The 14,776-nt window shown below is 44.2% G+C and carries 15 protein-coding genes and 1 CRISPR repeat array (1 of these 16 running past the window's edge); all 15 genes read left to right on the top strand.

Translation table 11 applies throughout. From position 1 onward, the window contains the following. Positions 1 to 284: a CRISPR direct-repeat array (repeat unit 36 nt; unit sequence GCTTTAGATGTATGTCAGATTAATGGGGTTTATTCC); it reaches 215 nt to the left of the window's first position. 221 nt (positions 285 to 505) lie between these two features. The 15 genes from G414_RS0103365 to G414_RS0103290 all read left to right on the top strand — a co-directional run bounded on the left by G414_RS0103365 (position 506) and on the right by G414_RS0103290 (position 14,723). Beyond that, positions 506 to 1,279 (top strand): (S)-acetoin forming diacetyl reductase, encoded by a 774-nt coding sequence (locus G414_RS0103365; RefSeq protein ID WP_022791451.1) that lies wholly within the window; start codon positions 506 to 508, stop codon positions 1,277 to 1,279. A 91-nt stretch (positions 1,280 to 1,370) separates the two neighbouring features. Beyond that, positions 1,371 to 2,117, top strand: a complete 747-nt coding sequence (locus G414_RS0103360) for a hypothetical protein (protein ID WP_022791450.1) — start codon at positions 1,371 to 1,373, stop codon at positions 2,115 to 2,117. A 222-nt stretch (positions 2,118 to 2,339) separates the two neighbouring features. Beyond that, positions 2,340 to 2,834, top strand: a complete 495-nt coding sequence (locus G414_RS0103355) for an RNA polymerase sigma factor (RefSeq protein ID WP_022791449.1) — start codon at positions 2,340 to 2,342, stop codon at positions 2,832 to 2,834. A 246-nt stretch (positions 2,835 to 3,080) separates the two neighbouring features. Next, positions 3,081 to 3,959 carry a ribose/proton symporter RbsU gene (rbsU, locus tag G414_RS0103350; RefSeq protein WP_022791448.1) on the top strand — a complete coding sequence of 293 codons (879 nt, stop codon included), beginning with the start codon at positions 3,081 to 3,083 and terminating at the stop codon, positions 3,957 to 3,959. Between the two features lie 47 nt (positions 3,960 to 4,006). Next, positions 4,007 to 4,411, top strand: a complete 405-nt coding sequence (gene rbsD / locus G414_RS0103345) for a D-ribose pyranase (protein WP_022791447.1) — start codon at positions 4,007 to 4,009, stop codon at positions 4,409 to 4,411. A gap of 29 nt (positions 4,412 to 4,440) precedes the next feature. Continuing rightward, positions 4,441 to 5,373, top strand: coding sequence for a ribokinase (gene rbsK / locus G414_RS0103340; RefSeq protein WP_022791446.1), 933 nt, complete (start codon positions 4,441 to 4,443; stop codon positions 5,371 to 5,373). Positions 5,374 to 5,375: 2 nt separating this feature from the next. Beyond that, a complete protein-coding gene (rpiA, locus tag G414_RS0103335; protein ID WP_022791445.1) occupies positions 5,376 to 6,074 on the top strand; it encodes a ribose-5-phosphate isomerase RpiA in 699 nt (232 codons plus the stop codon). A 229-nt stretch (positions 6,075 to 6,303) separates the two neighbouring features. Next, positions 6,304 to 7,215: an aldo/keto reductase gene (locus tag G414_RS0103330; protein WP_022791444.1), complete on the top strand. Its 912-nt coding sequence runs from the start codon at positions 6,304 to 6,306 to the stop codon at positions 7,213 to 7,215. Between the two features lie 142 nt (positions 7,216 to 7,357). Further along, positions 7,358 to 8,062 carry a helix-turn-helix transcriptional regulator gene (locus tag G414_RS07220; RefSeq protein ID WP_022791443.1) on the top strand — a complete coding sequence of 235 codons (705 nt, stop codon included), beginning with the start codon at positions 7,358 to 7,360 and terminating at the stop codon, positions 8,060 to 8,062. Positions 8,063 to 8,162: 100 nt separating this feature from the next. Next, a complete protein-coding gene (locus G414_RS0103320) occupies positions 8,163 to 9,866 on the top strand; it encodes an oleate hydratase (RefSeq protein ID WP_269082722.1) in 1,704 nt (567 codons plus the stop codon). A 279-nt stretch (positions 9,867 to 10,145) separates the two neighbouring features. Continuing rightward, complete coding sequence (locus G414_RS0103310; RefSeq protein WP_022791440.1) at positions 10,146 to 10,574, top strand: Hsp20/alpha crystallin family protein; 429 nt, start codon at positions 10,146 to 10,148, stop codon at positions 10,572 to 10,574. Between the two features lie 298 nt (positions 10,575 to 10,872). Beyond that, positions 10,873 to 11,643, top strand: coding sequence for a helix-turn-helix domain-containing protein (locus tag G414_RS07505; protein ID WP_022791439.1), 771 nt, complete (start codon positions 10,873 to 10,875; stop codon positions 11,641 to 11,643). Between the two features lie 131 nt (positions 11,644 to 11,774). Continuing rightward, positions 11,775 to 12,098, top strand: a complete 324-nt coding sequence (locus G414_RS0103300; protein ID WP_022791438.1) for a hypothetical protein — start codon at positions 11,775 to 11,777, stop codon at positions 12,096 to 12,098. A gap of 31 nt (positions 12,099 to 12,129) precedes the next feature. Further along, entirely contained in the window at positions 12,130 to 14,109 is a 1,980-nt protein-coding gene (locus G414_RS0103295; protein ID WP_022791437.1) for a hypothetical protein, read from the top strand. Continuing rightward, entirely contained in the window at positions 14,106 to 14,723 is a 618-nt protein-coding gene (locus tag G414_RS0103290) for an ATP-binding cassette domain-containing protein (RefSeq protein WP_022791436.1), read from the top strand. Before G414_RS0103295 ends, G414_RS0103290 begins: the two co-directional genes overlap by 4 nt. Positions 14,724 to 14,776 lie beyond the last annotated feature (53 nt).

The following is a 14,776-nucleotide window of genomic DNA, read 5'->3' as shown; positions in this document are numbered from 1 at the left end:
GATTAATGGGGTTTATTCCACCTTTAACAAAATTACCAATAGCTTTACCGCTTTAGATGTATGTCAGATTAATGGGGTTTATTCCCAGACATTGAAGATGCTGACAAACCTGTTGGCTTTAGATGTATGTCAGATTAATGGGGTTTATTCCCAAAGAAGAGAAGCGTGTGTAGCATTAAGGGCTTTAGATGTATGTCAGATTAATGGGGTTTATTCCTAGGCAAACCTGCCTGACCATCGTCAGAAGAGCTTTAGATGTATGTCAGATTAATGGGGTTTATTCCCATGTCCGTTCTTCTGTTCAAAACGTGTGAGCTTTAGATGTATGTCAGATTAAGGTTACCTTTCATTAAGCAAGTAGGCCAACTAAAACCGAAAATCGCTGTACTTAGGTGCAGCGATTTTTCTTTTCTCTTCAAAGTTGCTTGAAGCCCTAGACTAGATTTAGTAAAATAAAGTAAGTTAATTTTTTCACAAATCAAAGTCAAACATGAGGAGATAACACATGAAACAAGTTGCCTTAATTACCGGGGCGGGTCAGGGAATTGGCGCCGCCATTGCCAAACGCTTAGCCGATGATGGATTTGCCGTAGCAGTCTTAGGTCGGACTTTAAGCAAGGTAGAGAAAGTAGCTGGTGAAATCAATGCTAGCCATCCTGATCAGGCACTGGCACTCAAAGCTGATGTGGCCAAGCGCGATGAAGTTTTTGCTGCCGTAGCAGCCACTGTGGATCGTTTTGGTGATTTAACAGTTATGGTTAATAATGCTGGCGTAGCACCAACGACACCAATTATGGAAGTGGATGAAGAGACCTTACAGTGGGCCCAGGCCATTAATGTCAATGGAACGGTTTGGGGAATCCAAGCAGCGGTGCAAGCTTTTGAACAAGCCGGTCATGGCGGCAAGATTATCAATGCTACGTCTCAGGCAGGGATTGAGGGTAACCCAGAGTTAACTGTTTATGGGTCAACTAAGTTTGCTATCCGTGGGATTACTCAAACAACAGCGAAGGAATTGGCGCCTAAGGGTATTACGGTAAACGCCTTTGCCCCTGGTATCGTAAAAACACCAATGATGTATGACATCGCGCATGAGGTAGCTCAAAATGCTGGCCAAGATGATGAATGGGGGATGGCCCAATTCTCTGATGGAATTGCGCTGGGCTATCTATCTAGTCCCGAGGATGTTGCAGCTGGTGTAGCCTTCCTTGCCGGACCTGACTCCAACTACATGACTGGTCAAACCTTGGTCGTCGATGGTGGCATGGTCTTCCACTAAACAGGTTGTATATTATCTTTTAAACTAGAACTGGTCTTAATGGGACCAGTTCTTTTTTTATGCTGGCTTGGTTAACACTAAGGAGGGCTTTATGGAAAATTTAGCACAAGGGCTAAAGCGGATTAAACCAGTTTTCGATCTACTAGGATCAATTGATTTATCACTAACTGAAACAGAATTAATTCGGCCAGTCCGCGTTATGAATAAGGAGCAGGCGACGGCTGTTTATGCAGCTCATAATGATGGGAAACCCGTCTTAGTTGCCCGCTCAACGAATCACTGGATAAAGACGCTGGCTAAACGTCATCAGTGGTTTATTGAACGGGATGTTCTTCCCTATTATTGGGCCATGGACCAACGGCAGGGGCCATTTCCATGGCTTCAGGGCCAGGATGGTTTTTGGCCGGTGGCATCTAATTTAGCAGGAGCTGTAGCCTGGGTGAATATTGCTTACTTAGATGGGGTCGATCAGTATGGCAGCGGTAGCCAGCTTTTAGTGGCTGGCCGCCCCTACTATTTACCGCGTTCGAGTAATCAGGTGAAAAGGCAGTTGGCGCGACTAAAGGTGGTTAGCTGGCAAATGCAGTTACTACACCGCTACCATTGGTTAAGGGCCGCACCGGCGCAAGAAGTGTTACCCTGGCTGCCTTATCCAGCGGGTGAACCTGGTAGTATAGAGCCAGCGCTGCTGCGCCGGTACCAACTGCTAGTAGAGTTGGGCCACTTTGCGCAGACCAGAGACGGGGGCAAAGAAATCCGAGAGGCAGCAGCTTTTGTAGCTACTGCCAGTGAACCTGAATATAGTCAACGTATCCAGCCAGATTGGTGGTGGCAATGAATATAGCCAGCAGGTCACGATGCAAATAAAAGCTAAGGGCTAAGCACCAATGCATGTCGTAGTATGTCTACTAAGTTAAGTCTGTATTATTATGGCTGGGCCAGTGAGGAAGGGAAGGCGGCCTGGCGTACAGCCGGAACTAAGTCTGGCCTTACAGCTGATAAAGATGACGGGACACGCTTTAGAGGTATGCTTTAATCGCCTCTAAGGAGGTGGAAGTCTATGCAGACAGATTTACAAGTATTTAATCCCTTGATTGGCGGTGTCTTAAAGGCTGCTGGTCTAAGTCCCTGTGACGTACAGTATGAAGACTATCGTCAGGAACTTTATCTTTTAATTTGGCAAAGGTTAAAAGCAGGTGAAGATTTAGCGCCGGTTAATAACCCAGCCCTTTTTCGCTGGCTCTTGTGGCGGTTACGAGATAAGCAACGGCAGACTTGGCGTCACCAGACGCATAGTTGCTTGACTGATAAAGGGGATTTAGATGGAGTAGTTGATCCCAGGCAGCGACTTGACTGTTACCTGTTAATTGAGGGGTTAGCCAAAAAGTTAACGCCAAATTCAACTGCAGCGCGAGTTTATCAACTTTATTTACAGCAACCAGGACTCAGTCAACGAGCGTATTGCCAACACTTAGGGATCCATCGCACGACGTTGCATCGATGCCTAAAGCGAATGCGCCAGCAAATCATACTAACGGACAGGGAAGGTAATTAAAGGGTAAAGCCAAGGTCAGATAGAAACATTGTGAAATTTATCTCTTTTTTTAATGAAGCAACAAGAGCATTGAAAGCGATAACACTGCGGTTTTTCCATATTAATTACAGGTTTATAGTATGTGACCTCATAAAATGCTTAGAAAATAAAGCTTGCAATGTGAAGTAAAACGTTTTACTATAAAGAATGTAGAAACCGCTTTCTTACACTAGCTGTTAAAATGGACATATACTGGAGGAGTATACGATGAATATGACTGCCTTGTTAATTGGTTTAGGGCCCCTGTTAGGTTGGGGACTTTATCCTACGATTGCCTCTAAGTTTGGTGGTAAGCCTACCAATCAAATTTTGGGTTCAACGATTGGTACTTTGATCTTTGCCTTAGTGCTTGTCTTAGTGATGGGACTGAAGATACCAACGGGAATGAATTTTGTTTACGCGTTGATTTCTGGAATTGGTTGGGCTGCTGCTCAAATTTTGACCTTTAAAGCCTTTGAGTTGGTGGGTTCATCACGGGCAATGCCAGTGACGACAGCCTTTCAATTGCTGGGAGCATCCCTTTGGGGAGTCTTCGTATTAGGAAATTGGCCTGGTCTTACCAATAAGATTATTGGTTTCGTTGCCTTGGCTGTCATTATTCTGGGGGCTTACTTTACCGTATGGTCACAGGATAAGAAACCAGCTGATGCGAGTCACTTAAAGCGGGCCGTAGGGATTTTAGCAGTTGGTGAAATTGGGTACTGGTTGTATTCAGCTGCCCCCCAAGCAGGGTCCATCGATGGAATGCATGCCTTCTTACCACAGGCAATCGGAATGGTCTTAACGGCTGCAGTTTATTGCCTCTTCAATCGGCAAAACGGGAATGCCTTTACGCAAGCCGTTTCATATAAGCAAATTATTTCGGGATTCTTCTTTGCCTTTGCCGCATTGACCTACTTGATTTCAGCTCAACCTAATATGAATGGTCTGGCAACTGGTTTCGTCTTGTCCCAGACATCGGTTATCTTGGCAACATTGACCGGTATTTACTGGTTGCATCAAACCAAGACCAAGAAGGAAATGGTTGTTACCATGATTGGGCTGGTGCTTATCTTGGCGGCTGCCACAGTCACCGCCTTCTTGTAAATCGGGTTAGCTAGGAACCATCTATCATATCCTAAAAGGAGATTATTATGAAAAAATCTGCAGTTTTAAATAGTCATGTGTCAGCCGCTATTGCGACTTTGGGCCATTTTGATCAAATTACCATTAATGATGCGGGGATGCCTATTCCAAATAATGAGCGTCGCATTGATTTAGCGGTGACCAAGGAGCTACCAAAATTCATCGATGTTTTAGCTAACGTCTTATCAGAAGTAGCCATCCAACGGGTTTACTTGGCTGAAGAGATTAAAACTGAAAACCCTGATCAACTGGCAGCCATCAAGGGCTTAATTGGACCAGCTGTTGAGATTGTCTATATGCCACATGAAGAATTAAAGGCTAACTTGAATAACCCAAAGAATAAAGGGAACATCCGGACGGGTGAAATTACCCCCTACTCAAATATTGCTTTAGAATCAACAGTTACCTTTTAACGAAGGTCTATTAAAGGAAGGAACACATCATGACAAAGAATATTGTAGTAATTGGCTCAACAAACGTGGATAAAGTCTTAAATGTTGAACGGTATGCCCAACCTGGTGAGACCTTGTCTGTTGATGCCCCACAAGGAGTTAAAGGTGGTGGTAAAGGGGCTAACCAAGCCATTGCAGCTGCGCGGTCGGGCGCGCAAACGACTTTCATTTCTAAGTTAGGTACAGAAGGAAATGCTGACTTCATGGTGGAAGGCTTCAAGGAAGACGGCATCAACACGGATTCTCTAATCTGGACGGATAAGTATGAAACTGGTCAAGCCTATATCACAGTTGAGGCTAGTGGCCAAAATACGATTTATGTTTATGGTGGTGCAAATATGGCGATGACCCCAGCTGATGTTGATCAACTTGGTGAAGTGATTGGGCAAGCAGACACGATTATTGCACAATTAGAGATTCCAACTGATACCATTATCGAAGCCTTTCGCATTGCCCGTGAGCACGGTGTGAAGACCATCTTGAACCCAGCCCCAGCTAAGCAATTACCAGAGCAATTGATTGTTTTGACGGACATTATTGTACCTAATGAGACTGAGGCTGCCTTGTTGTCTGGGATTGAAGTTACGGACGAACAAAGTCTTATGGATAATGCCCACTACTTCTTTGATAAGGGTATTCAATCGGTCATTATTACTTTAGGTGATAAGGGATCGTTCTATGCTAGCGCAGATGACCATGGGATTGTGAAGCCACAAAAGGTCACCAATGTAGTTGATACCACGGCGGCTGGGGACACCTTTATTGGTGCCTTAAGCACGCGCTTAGCCGATGACCTAAGTAATTTGACGACGGCGATGGCCTATGCAAGTAAGGCATCGGCACTAACCATTCAAACGCAAGGGGCACAGAACTCAATTCCAACTACTGCTCAAATTGAAGCTGTTTATGGGGAGATGAATTAATCATGACTGAGCATGTATTAACACAGGATCAACAAAAGCAATTGGCCGCTCAGACGGCTGTCCAGTATATTCAAGATGGGGATGTAGTTGGCCTGGGAACGGGAAGCACAGCCGCTCACTTTGTACGAGCCCTTAGTGACCGGGTGCAAGCAGAGGGTCTGCACCTAACGTGCACGACGACCTCTAACCGGACTACTGCTTTGGCCCAAAGCTTAGGATTACCCGTTTATCCTCTTGAACAAGTAGCAACGATTGACGTAACGGTTGATGGGGCTGATCAAGTTGACCCAGCCTTGAATGGTATTAAGGGTGGTGGGGCCGCTCTCTTGCATGAGAAGGTCGTCGCCCATAATTCGAAGCGTAATATCTGGATTACGGACGAAAGTAAGTATCAGCCAAAGTTAAATGGTTATTCCTTGCCAGTTGAAGTGATTCAATTTGGTAGTGAACATCTCTGCAAGGAATTAGCTGCCGAAGGTTTGGCGCCACATTTCCGTTTGACTGAAAATGAGACAAAACTGGTTACGGATTCCGGTAACTATATTATTGACATTAAGATTCCAGCAGAAGCTTCCTTGACTGAATTAGCCGCGGCTTTAGAGATGAAGGTAGGCGTTGTTGAGCAGGGGCTCTTCTTAAATATTTGTGATCAGGTAATCATCGGTCATGCCGATGGTACCGTGAAGACATTGACCCGGTAAGGGCAAAAAAACTAGTCGCGTCTCGTTTGAGATGGACTAGTTTTTTAGTTGGCAAGCCTGGTCTTGAAAAACACTATCAATTTGTAAGAGTTCGTTGCTTAGTGTTATACTGAAGTCGTCTTACAGTTAATTCAACTCTTAAGAAGACCGGGGGTATTCATATAGCATCGATGTTATTAGGAAGTTGGATTGCTGATGTCACAACACAATGGGTTACGGAGGTGTACGAATGACGACAGAAAGTTTAGCTAGTACCGTTACATTAAATAATGGTGTCAAGATGCCTCGCTTAGGATTAGGGGTTTGGAAAACGGACAATGCAAGTGCCGCTAAATCAGTGAGCGCAGCGATCCAAGCTGGGTATCGTTTGATTGATACTGCCAAGCAGTATGGTAATGAAACTGGCGTTGGTGCAGGAATTCTTGAAGGACTGGAAAAGACCGGTTTGAACCGTAAGGACCTTTTTGTGACCACCAAGGTCTTTAATGGTGATCAGGGTTATGAAAGTACATTGGCAGCTATCAATGGCAGCCTAGAACGGTTGGGACTAACGTATCTTGACCTCTACTTAGTTCACTGGCCGGTTGATGGTAAATTTGTGGACACATGGAAGGCCTTAGAAGAACTCTATTATGCTGGTAAGGTGCGGGCCATTGGCATTTCGAATTTTGATGTTGAACGGACCCAGGAACTTTTGGAATATGCGAACGTAACGCCAGTTATTAACCAAATGGAATTTAACCCCTTGAACCAGGAGGCCGATGTCTTGGCCTTTGCTAAGTTGACGGGGACGGTCCTAGAAGCATGGTCACCGCTTGGTGGTGGAGCAGCCTTAAACAATGAGACTATTCAGACGATTGCACAGCGACATGGAAAGTCAGCCGCCCAAGTGATCATTCGCTGGGACTGGCAACGTGGGGTGGTAGCAATTCCTAAGTCAAGCCATATTGAACGGATTAAGGAAAACGCCGATATCTTTGACTTTAGCTTATCAGCTGAAGAGATGCAGGCTATTAATGAGCTTGATGAGGCTAAGCGGGATTTGTGGTACAGTGATTTTGCCTGGCATAATGCAGACGGTCATGGCTTTAAGGATTCAGTTGATACTTGGCCTGATTCACCCGAAAATTATGCAGATTAAGTGAAATAAACCAGAAGCACTCAAGTAATTGAGTGCTTTTTTCTTGTCCACCTGTGATGAAGGGCATGTAACACTTTAGTTGCTTGCTGCTCAAGGGCAAATTGGTTAGGCTAAGAGCAAAGATAAGAAGGAGTTAGTAAACATGGATATTGGTGAACAGTTAAAGCGGCTTCGCTTAGCCCATAAGTATTCGCAAGCGGATCTCGCACTAGCCTTACATGTCAGTCGGCAGGCCGTTTCTCGTTGGGAGAACAATAATGTTTATCCTAGTGTGACGACGTTAATGGATTTGGCAGACTTGTACGGGTTATCACTTAGTGAACTGCTAAAGGAAAATGACTATCAGTTGGTAGATCACCTAGATCATGCCGTCAAATGGGAACGCTTGAGTAAGTGGGGGTTAAGGATTGTTTTAGTGCTAGTCGTGATTGGCGGAATGGGGGCTAGTGTGTTTGCTTATGGCCGGGCGCACCAGATTGATGTTCTTAATCGCGTTAATCCCTTTCTTAGCACGCAAATCAGTTATGCCCGGGTACCAGCAAAAGTGCCAACCAAAAAAGAAATAGTCCGGTCTCAAAATGGCAAGCACACCAGTCAACGACAGGTTCCACAACCAGTGGATGTTTGGGTGCCAGAGGACCGTTTTGGGGGTGGGGAATGGATTAAGGTGGCGATTGGTATGATTCCAACAAAAACAGACCGTTATCTGGTGTTAGAACATAAGGGTTCTTATGTTCATCGGGCACGCCTTATTAAAGCCGAATCAGTGCCCAAAACCATCCTTCCTTTGCTAGGCGAACACTATCACGCTTATAATCCTGCTTTTGATGGACCACGAGTTCACTAGGCTTAAGAAGGAGGTTTGTTAACGGCTTAAACCATTGATATAAAGGCGTTTAAAGCGCTTGCATTATTTATCCTTTGGCGTTATCTTTGACATGTAAAAGTTGTCATGGTCAAGGTCAAAGGAGGCCCATATGAAACAACAAGCGTATATGATTGGTGCTGGTATCGGTAATTTAGCCGCTGCTCTATATCTCATTCGTGATGGGGGCTGGTCAGGTGATCAGATTACCATTATGGGTCTAGACACGCATGGCGCTAATGATGGTGCACCAGTGGCGGATTACCAGAAGGAATATGCTAATGCTGAATTAGCCAACCACCGGGGTTATTTAACCAAGGGTGGTCGAATGCTCAATGAAGAGACATATGAAAATTTGTGGGATCTTTTTGCTGATGTGCCTTCTTTGGATAGCCCGGATAAGAGTGTGACTGAGGAAATTTTGGACTTTGATCATGCTCATCCAACACATGATGTGGCACGGTTAATTGATCGACAGGGCCCTCGGATTGGACCGAATGCTAATAATTATCGCCACATGCAATTTTCAAATAAGGATCGCGCTCTATTAACTAAATTGATGTTGCTACCTGAAAAAGATGAACAAACGCTGAATGATATGAGCATTGAAGAGTGGTTTAAGAATAGTCCCCACTTCTTTACGACTAACTTTTGGTATATGTGGCAAACTACCTTTGCCTTTAAGCGGGCTAGCAGTGCCATGGAATTACGACGGTACATGAATCGGATGATTTTAGAGTTTAGTCGAATTCAAACCTTAGCTGGCGTCACACGTACCACCTACAATCAGTATGAGAGTCTAATTTTGCCCCTACGACAGCATCTGGCAAACCTTGGTGTTCACTTTATTAATAATCGTAAGGTGACGGCGTTCGATTTTGATCAAACGCCTTTGCAAGATGACATTATCGTGACAGGCCTACATTATGAAGATGTTAAAACGGGAACCAAAGGACACTTAGATTTACGTCCAGATGACTTGGTCTTTGATACAAACGGTGCCATTACGGATTCATCTTCTATTGGTGATTTAGATACGCCAATTACTGAAAATATGGAGTATGCGCCTAGTGCTCAACTCTGGAAACAAGCAGCGAGTCGTTTTTATGATTTAGGACATCCTGATAAGTTCTTTGGTGATCGTTCGCAAAGTGAGTGGATGAGTTTCACCGTTACTTTAGATAATCATTACTTGCTTGATCAAATTGCCCGCATTACCCAACAAGCACCCGGGAATGCATTAAATACTTGGATTGACAGTCGGGGGCTGATGTCAATCGTAGTAGCCCATCAGCCACATTTCCATGTGCAAAAGCCAAATGAAACAATTTTCTGGGGCTATTTTATGTATCCACGCCGCAATGGTGATTATGTCGATAAGCCGATTAAAGATATGACAGGCCGAGAAATCCTCGAGGAATTTTTGGGTCACCTAGCGCAAACCGACCAAAGCAATGATAATGTCGCTAACCACCATGACGAAATAATGGATTCGGTCGTCAATGTAGTGCCAGTCTGGATGCCTTATGCCTCTGCATTGTTTAATCAACGCGCTGTTGGTGATCGACCAAAGGTAGTGCCTGACCATAGTCGTAATTTGGCCTTTGTCAGTCAATTTGCTGAACAATCCTTTGATATGGTCTTCACGGAACAGTATTCAATACGAGCTGCTCAGCGGGCTGTGTATACCTTCTTAGGCATTCCACTGAGTGAAATGACCCCCGTTCACCATTATGAAAAGGATCCGCGGGTCCTTTTGCGAGCCACTAAGACGATGTTTAGGTAAAAAGGAGACTGGACTGATGAAAAGAACCCATCCCATTTTAAAAGGACTGTTAGGCCTAACCCTATTGGGTATAGCGGGTCTTTGCCTGCTAGAAAACTACATGGCCAAATTAAATGATTGATATTAGCACTCTAACTTGACAAGTGCTAATTATATGCTACAATAAGAATTGTAAAGAGATGAGGGAACTAAAGGAAAGTAAGCGATAGGTTGCTTTCCTCCTCACCCCCTGAATTGGATTGTTACTTAGTAATATTTATGAAGGGAAGGTAGTTAATTATGGCTAATGAAATGAATTTTTATCGTGGTGGACGTGCACCTTTGTTGGATGCTTTAAGTGAGGCTTTCTTTGAGCCAGTGACTAACGTGGCTGGTGATTCGAATATGTCTTTTAAGACCGATATTAAAGAAACTGATAACGATTATGTGGTAACGGCTGAGTTGCCCGGTCTACAAAAGAGTGATATTGGGTTGAAGTACCAAGATGACACATTGAGCATCGCCGTTAAGCGGGAGAGTCAAGAGGAAACAAAGGATGATGATGGTAAGGCAGTACTGTCAGAGCGCTATTATGGTGCTATGAGTCGTTCTTACGTTCTACCACATGTGGCGATTGATGACATTAAGGCTTCTTATGAGAACGGTATTTTAACCGTTACCTTGCCTAAGGCTGACGAAGCACAAGTAAATAATATCGATATCCAGTAAGACTAAACGTGGATCTACGAAAGTAAAGGACTAACGGTGACGTTAGTCCTTTTTTTGTAGTGTTAACTATTAAGGCCGGTAAGAATAGTCATCATGTCACTAATAGAATAAGGTTCGGTCAGTAAAGAGTCTTTATTAGTGGGGTGGCTTAGGCGACTGAAGTGATTAGTAAAGGCTAGTACGTAAAAAGTTAGGTCAGCGGCTTTCATTAAGGTTGGTTAGTTTGATGTGCAGACTTGTTGTGTGGATGTTCATTTGCTAGGCTAAAAAACAAGTTAGAGATAAGGAACTAAAAGGGATGTTGGGTAAACAAATTAAAAAACTGCGGTCATCATTAGGAATGAGTCAGGCGGCCTTTGCCGACGAACTCTTTGTCAGTCGACAAGTTATCTCCAATTATGAACGGGATTTAAGAGCGCCAGATTTAGCCTTCCTTTTAAGGCTAACGGAACGTTTTGGGATTGATTTAACGACACTTATTCAAGAATCACATGGTGGTTCTTCCCTTAGCCAAGGGAAGGTAAACCATTTGTATTGGGAAGGTTTCATGCAGTTGCTTATACATGAAAAGGTACGCCCAACGCAGACGGCTATCCATCAGTGGGCTAGTCAGCATGAGCCGGTACTGGCCCAACGCCCATTAGATGATCATCACCACTTTTGGCGGAGGTTGATGGAAGAAACAAAAGGGCGTATTGATCGTGACCTGGTAGCCACTACGGCGGGACAAAATAGGATCCGGGATGTGTTTTTGCCGGTGGTCTGCGGTCATGGGCGCCTTTTGCAGTTTTTTTATTTAGAACATGAGTTAGAGCCTGAATGGTCCCAGTTTATTGGTCAAGCTTGTCAACAGTGGGCCAACTTCTGTTTATCAGCTAACCAAGGTGAATTGGCACAACGGTGGCAACTTCTTTTTTTAACTGCACTGTTAAAAACGCTGTTAGCAAATTGGTTTGGTGGTACTTATCTAGCCACCCTGAAAGAAGTGCAGGGATTGTACGATCATTTAGCGACCTTAACGTTAACTGGGTTAATGGTGGGTACAGTGGGTACAAATGAAGATGATTGAAATTAGGGCAAACACGATGGGGGTTTGCCTTTTTTTGTGGCAAAAACTGGCGCGCTGACCTGCTAAGATAATAGTCAGTTGACACTGCAGGGTTAACGACTGTCTCTAGGTAAATCAAAGGAGGTAATAGGATGAACAAAGGTAAGCTAGTACTGGGATTGGCCATTGTCATGACGACCACGGGACTAGTCGCTCCGGCTATGCAAGCGGCTGTTCGACACCCCCATCCAACCTTTCCTGATATTTGGAAATATGGCATTACGAAGCGGGGGTATGCCTATTCACAGTATTGGTTAAAAGCGCCCATTCGCCTAGGAAGTTCAGCCTCAATTACGGATGCTTGGGGTAATCTGAAAGCCAAAGACCGTGCCAACTATGGCTGGGCCTACGCAGGAGCCCAAAAGAAATGGTATTGGGGAACTGCCAAAGCCTTTTATGGTTGGTATCGATTTTAAAGTGGGGAAAAGTGAAGAAAAATGGTAACTTATGAAAGTTAAAGGTCTGTTAATTACGGTCATGGTCATATTGTTTTCCGGCCTAGGCTTAAGTGAGGTTAAGGAATTTGGCAGTGACGTGAAGGTACCGGCTGAGGCTGCCATGAATGTCAGTCAGGTAACTAAGCACCAGTCTAAAGTAGCGCTTTATCAGCAATTAGGTAGGTTGGCCAAGCAACACCACTTAGCTATTTATAAGCCCGTCATTGATACCAAGGGGAAGCTAACCTATCCCTGTCTGTCTAAGACGGTTCTTAGTCAGCAAGTGCCAGCAGCCTTAGTAACAAGTTCAGTAAATGGGATGTATTATCTGACCAAACTTCCCGGCCCATCATTTGCAAAACAACTGCAGCAGCTTGGCTTAGATGTTAAGGTAGCCGCCTTACCATGGCAGTTAATTGTGGCAGATTTTTTATTTGGGAACGAACGCTCTGTAGCCGTCTGGGCTCTCTTACTTACCTTTGCCTTGTCTCTACTGGCTTTAAAAGTACGACAACTTAAGGCAGCTATGTTAGCCCGTAGTCTTGGGGGCCTAGCACGGCATAGTTGGATGAACTTAGGGCAGGAGCTTGGCTTTTTACTTGTAGCAACAAGCGGCTGTCTGGCCATCGTGGTCCTAGGAGTGGATGGTGGACAGTGGACCTTATTGGGGAAAGCCTTTGCCTTACAAGAGCTAGTGTTGACTGGTCTGTTAGCGGTCATCATTATCATGGTTAATGTCTTTTTTACTGCGGTTATTAAAGTCTTAAAACCAGTGGCTGTTATGAAGAACCGCACCTATTCTGCACTGTTGGGCAATACTTGGCTTTTAGGAATTCTAGTTGCCAGTTTTCTAGTTTTAGTTGCAGCCGAGGCAGGCTTGAATACGGGACAGCAGGTGACGAGACAACTACAAGAATTAAGCTGTTGGCGTCAGGTTGCGAATTTTGCTAAAATCACCTGGCGAGACCGAGAAAGTACCCACATGGACGCTAATAGTCATGAAATTGATGCTCAGTTCGTAAAAACGAATGAACACCAGCATTGGCGGTTTTTAAAGCGTTTCACTGGTGACGAACTAGTTTATGCTAGTGCTAGTCGCTTGGCATTGGTACCAGATCCAAAACAACAGTCCAAGGAAGAGCTGAGACTGGCTAAGCGCCTTATCTATGGCAATCGGGGGTTCCAAATAAAAAATAGCCGGCTAGGGCAACAGTATACCTACCCTAAAGTAACCGGGTCAGCGCCCATTACCATTTACTTACCAGCAGATGTGCGCTATCAGGAAGATATGATTAAAGATCTGGTCCTAACTGAATGGTTTAGTCATACTGGATTACGGTCAAGTGATTTCCAAGTAGTTGTATTGAAGGAGAAACGAAAACTCTTTACCTTCAATCAGGCTAATCAAGAAACATCGGGACAAAGGAGCTCAATCATAAAGAATCCGATTTTTGTTCTTTTGCATTTTGAGAAATTAGACCGATTTGCAGAAGGGACCACGTTAGGATCAACAGTGTCACAGCAAGCCCTTTTTAAGCAGGCTCTCATTCAGAAGCATGGGTCACGAAGCGGATTAGATCGTGATATGACTGATTATGAAAATGTAGCGCAGACTGCTGAGCTAGCCCTACAACATGCTAAGAATCGCTTAGTTGGTATCCAAATGGCTGGGATAATCTTATTTATAATTCAAGCCTTTACCCTTTACCACTATCTGGGCTGTCGATACGAAGTACAACTACGTGCCATCATGTTGTACCGTCTGTTTAGGGCAAGTAGCAAGCAACCACTATTGAAATTAGTGGCACCCTTACTAACTGGATTAGGCATGTTGTTTCTCTTAGCTCATCATCAAGGGCTTAATCAGTGGCTGCTGTTAGCCTTGGGCGGAATATATGGCCTAATGACGGTAAGCTTACTATTACTGGTTCATTGGCGTTTTAGCCAGCAGTTGACCACCGTATTAAAAGGAAACAATGATATTTTATGATTGAACTAAAAAATGTGAGTAAATCTTTTGCTGGGAAAGCACTTTATCAAAATTTTTCAACTTGTTTTGAACGCCAACGGAGTTACGCCCTTACAGGACCTTCAGGAAGTGGCAAAACTACCTTGCTTAACATGCTAGGCCGTTTAGAACGACCAGATGTTGGACAAGTGCTGATTGAGGGCCAGGATATTTGGCACTTAAAAGAGAGCATGTATTTTCGTCGGTACCTAGGTTATGTATTTCAAAATTATGCTTTATTGGAAAACCAAACGGTTCAAGCTAATTTAAAGATTGCTGGTTTTCAAGCTAAGGATGTGACTATTCTTGAACAAGTAGGGTTAAATGCGTCCTATTTGAAACGGTACGTATACGAATTATCGGGGGGCGAAGCGCAACGGGTAGCCATTGCGCGCCTAATGTTAAAAAAGCCCAAGGTTATTTTAGCTGATGAACCTACCGGGGCCCTGGATAGTCGAACTGGGGCTGATATCATTAGCATTTTGTTGAAATTAGTATCACCAAGTACAGTCTTGATTATTGCTAGTCATGACCCAGCCGTGTATCAAGCGGTTGATGAGGTAGTCACTATTCAAGATGAACAAATAATAAGATAAAAAACCGCAGTCCTACGGTGTGGACCTCAAGTTATGATAACTTAGAGTACACT

It is taken from the genome of Weissella halotolerans DSM 20190 (assembly GCF_000420365.1).
In the GTDB taxonomy this organism is placed as follows: Bacteria; Bacillota; Bacilli; order Lactobacillales; family Lactobacillaceae; genus Weissella; species Weissella halotolerans.
This window is presented reverse-complemented; position numbering and strand designations above follow the sequence as displayed.

Bases quoted from the DNA above. Each gene is read 5' to 3' on its own strand.
- G414_RS0103365 (WP_022791451.1), top strand. From the start codon at position 506: ATGAAACAAGTTGCCTTAATTACCGGGGCGGGTCAGGGAATTGGCGCC.
- G414_RS0103360 (WP_022791450.1), top strand. From the start codon at position 1,371: ATGGAAAATTTAGCACAAGGGCTAAAGCGGATTAAACCAGTTTTCGAT.
- G414_RS0103355 (WP_022791449.1), top strand. From the start codon at position 2,340: ATGCAGACAGATTTACAAGTATTTAATCCCTTGATTGGCGGTGTCTTA.
- rbsU (WP_022791448.1), top strand. From the start codon at position 3,081: ATGAATATGACTGCCTTGTTAATTGGTTTAGGGCCCCTGTTAGGTTGG.
- rbsD (WP_022791447.1), top strand. From the start codon at position 4,007: ATGAAAAAATCTGCAGTTTTAAATAGTCATGTGTCAGCCGCTATTGCG.
- rbsK (WP_022791446.1), top strand. From the start codon at position 4,441: ATGACAAAGAATATTGTAGTAATTGGCTCAACAAACGTGGATAAAGTC.
- rpiA (WP_022791445.1), top strand. From the start codon at position 5,376: ATGACTGAGCATGTATTAACACAGGATCAACAAAAGCAATTGGCCGCT.
- G414_RS0103330 (WP_022791444.1), top strand. From the start codon at position 6,304: ATGACGACAGAAAGTTTAGCTAGTACCGTTACATTAAATAATGGTGTC.
- G414_RS07220 (WP_022791443.1), top strand. From the start codon at position 7,358: ATGGATATTGGTGAACAGTTAAAGCGGCTTCGCTTAGCCCATAAGTAT.
- G414_RS0103310 (WP_022791440.1), top strand. From the start codon at position 10,146: ATGGCTAATGAAATGAATTTTTATCGTGGTGGACGTGCACCTTTGTTG.
- G414_RS07505 (WP_022791439.1), top strand. From the start codon at position 10,873: ATGTTGGGTAAACAAATTAAAAAACTGCGGTCATCATTAGGAATGAGT.
- G414_RS0103300 (WP_022791438.1), top strand. From the start codon at position 11,775: ATGAACAAAGGTAAGCTAGTACTGGGATTGGCCATTGTCATGACGACC.
- G414_RS0103295 (WP_022791437.1), top strand. From the start codon at position 12,130: ATGAAAGTTAAAGGTCTGTTAATTACGGTCATGGTCATATTGTTTTCC.
- G414_RS0103290 (WP_022791436.1), top strand. From the start codon at position 14,106: ATGATTGAACTAAAAAATGTGAGTAAATCTTTTGCTGGGAAAGCACTT.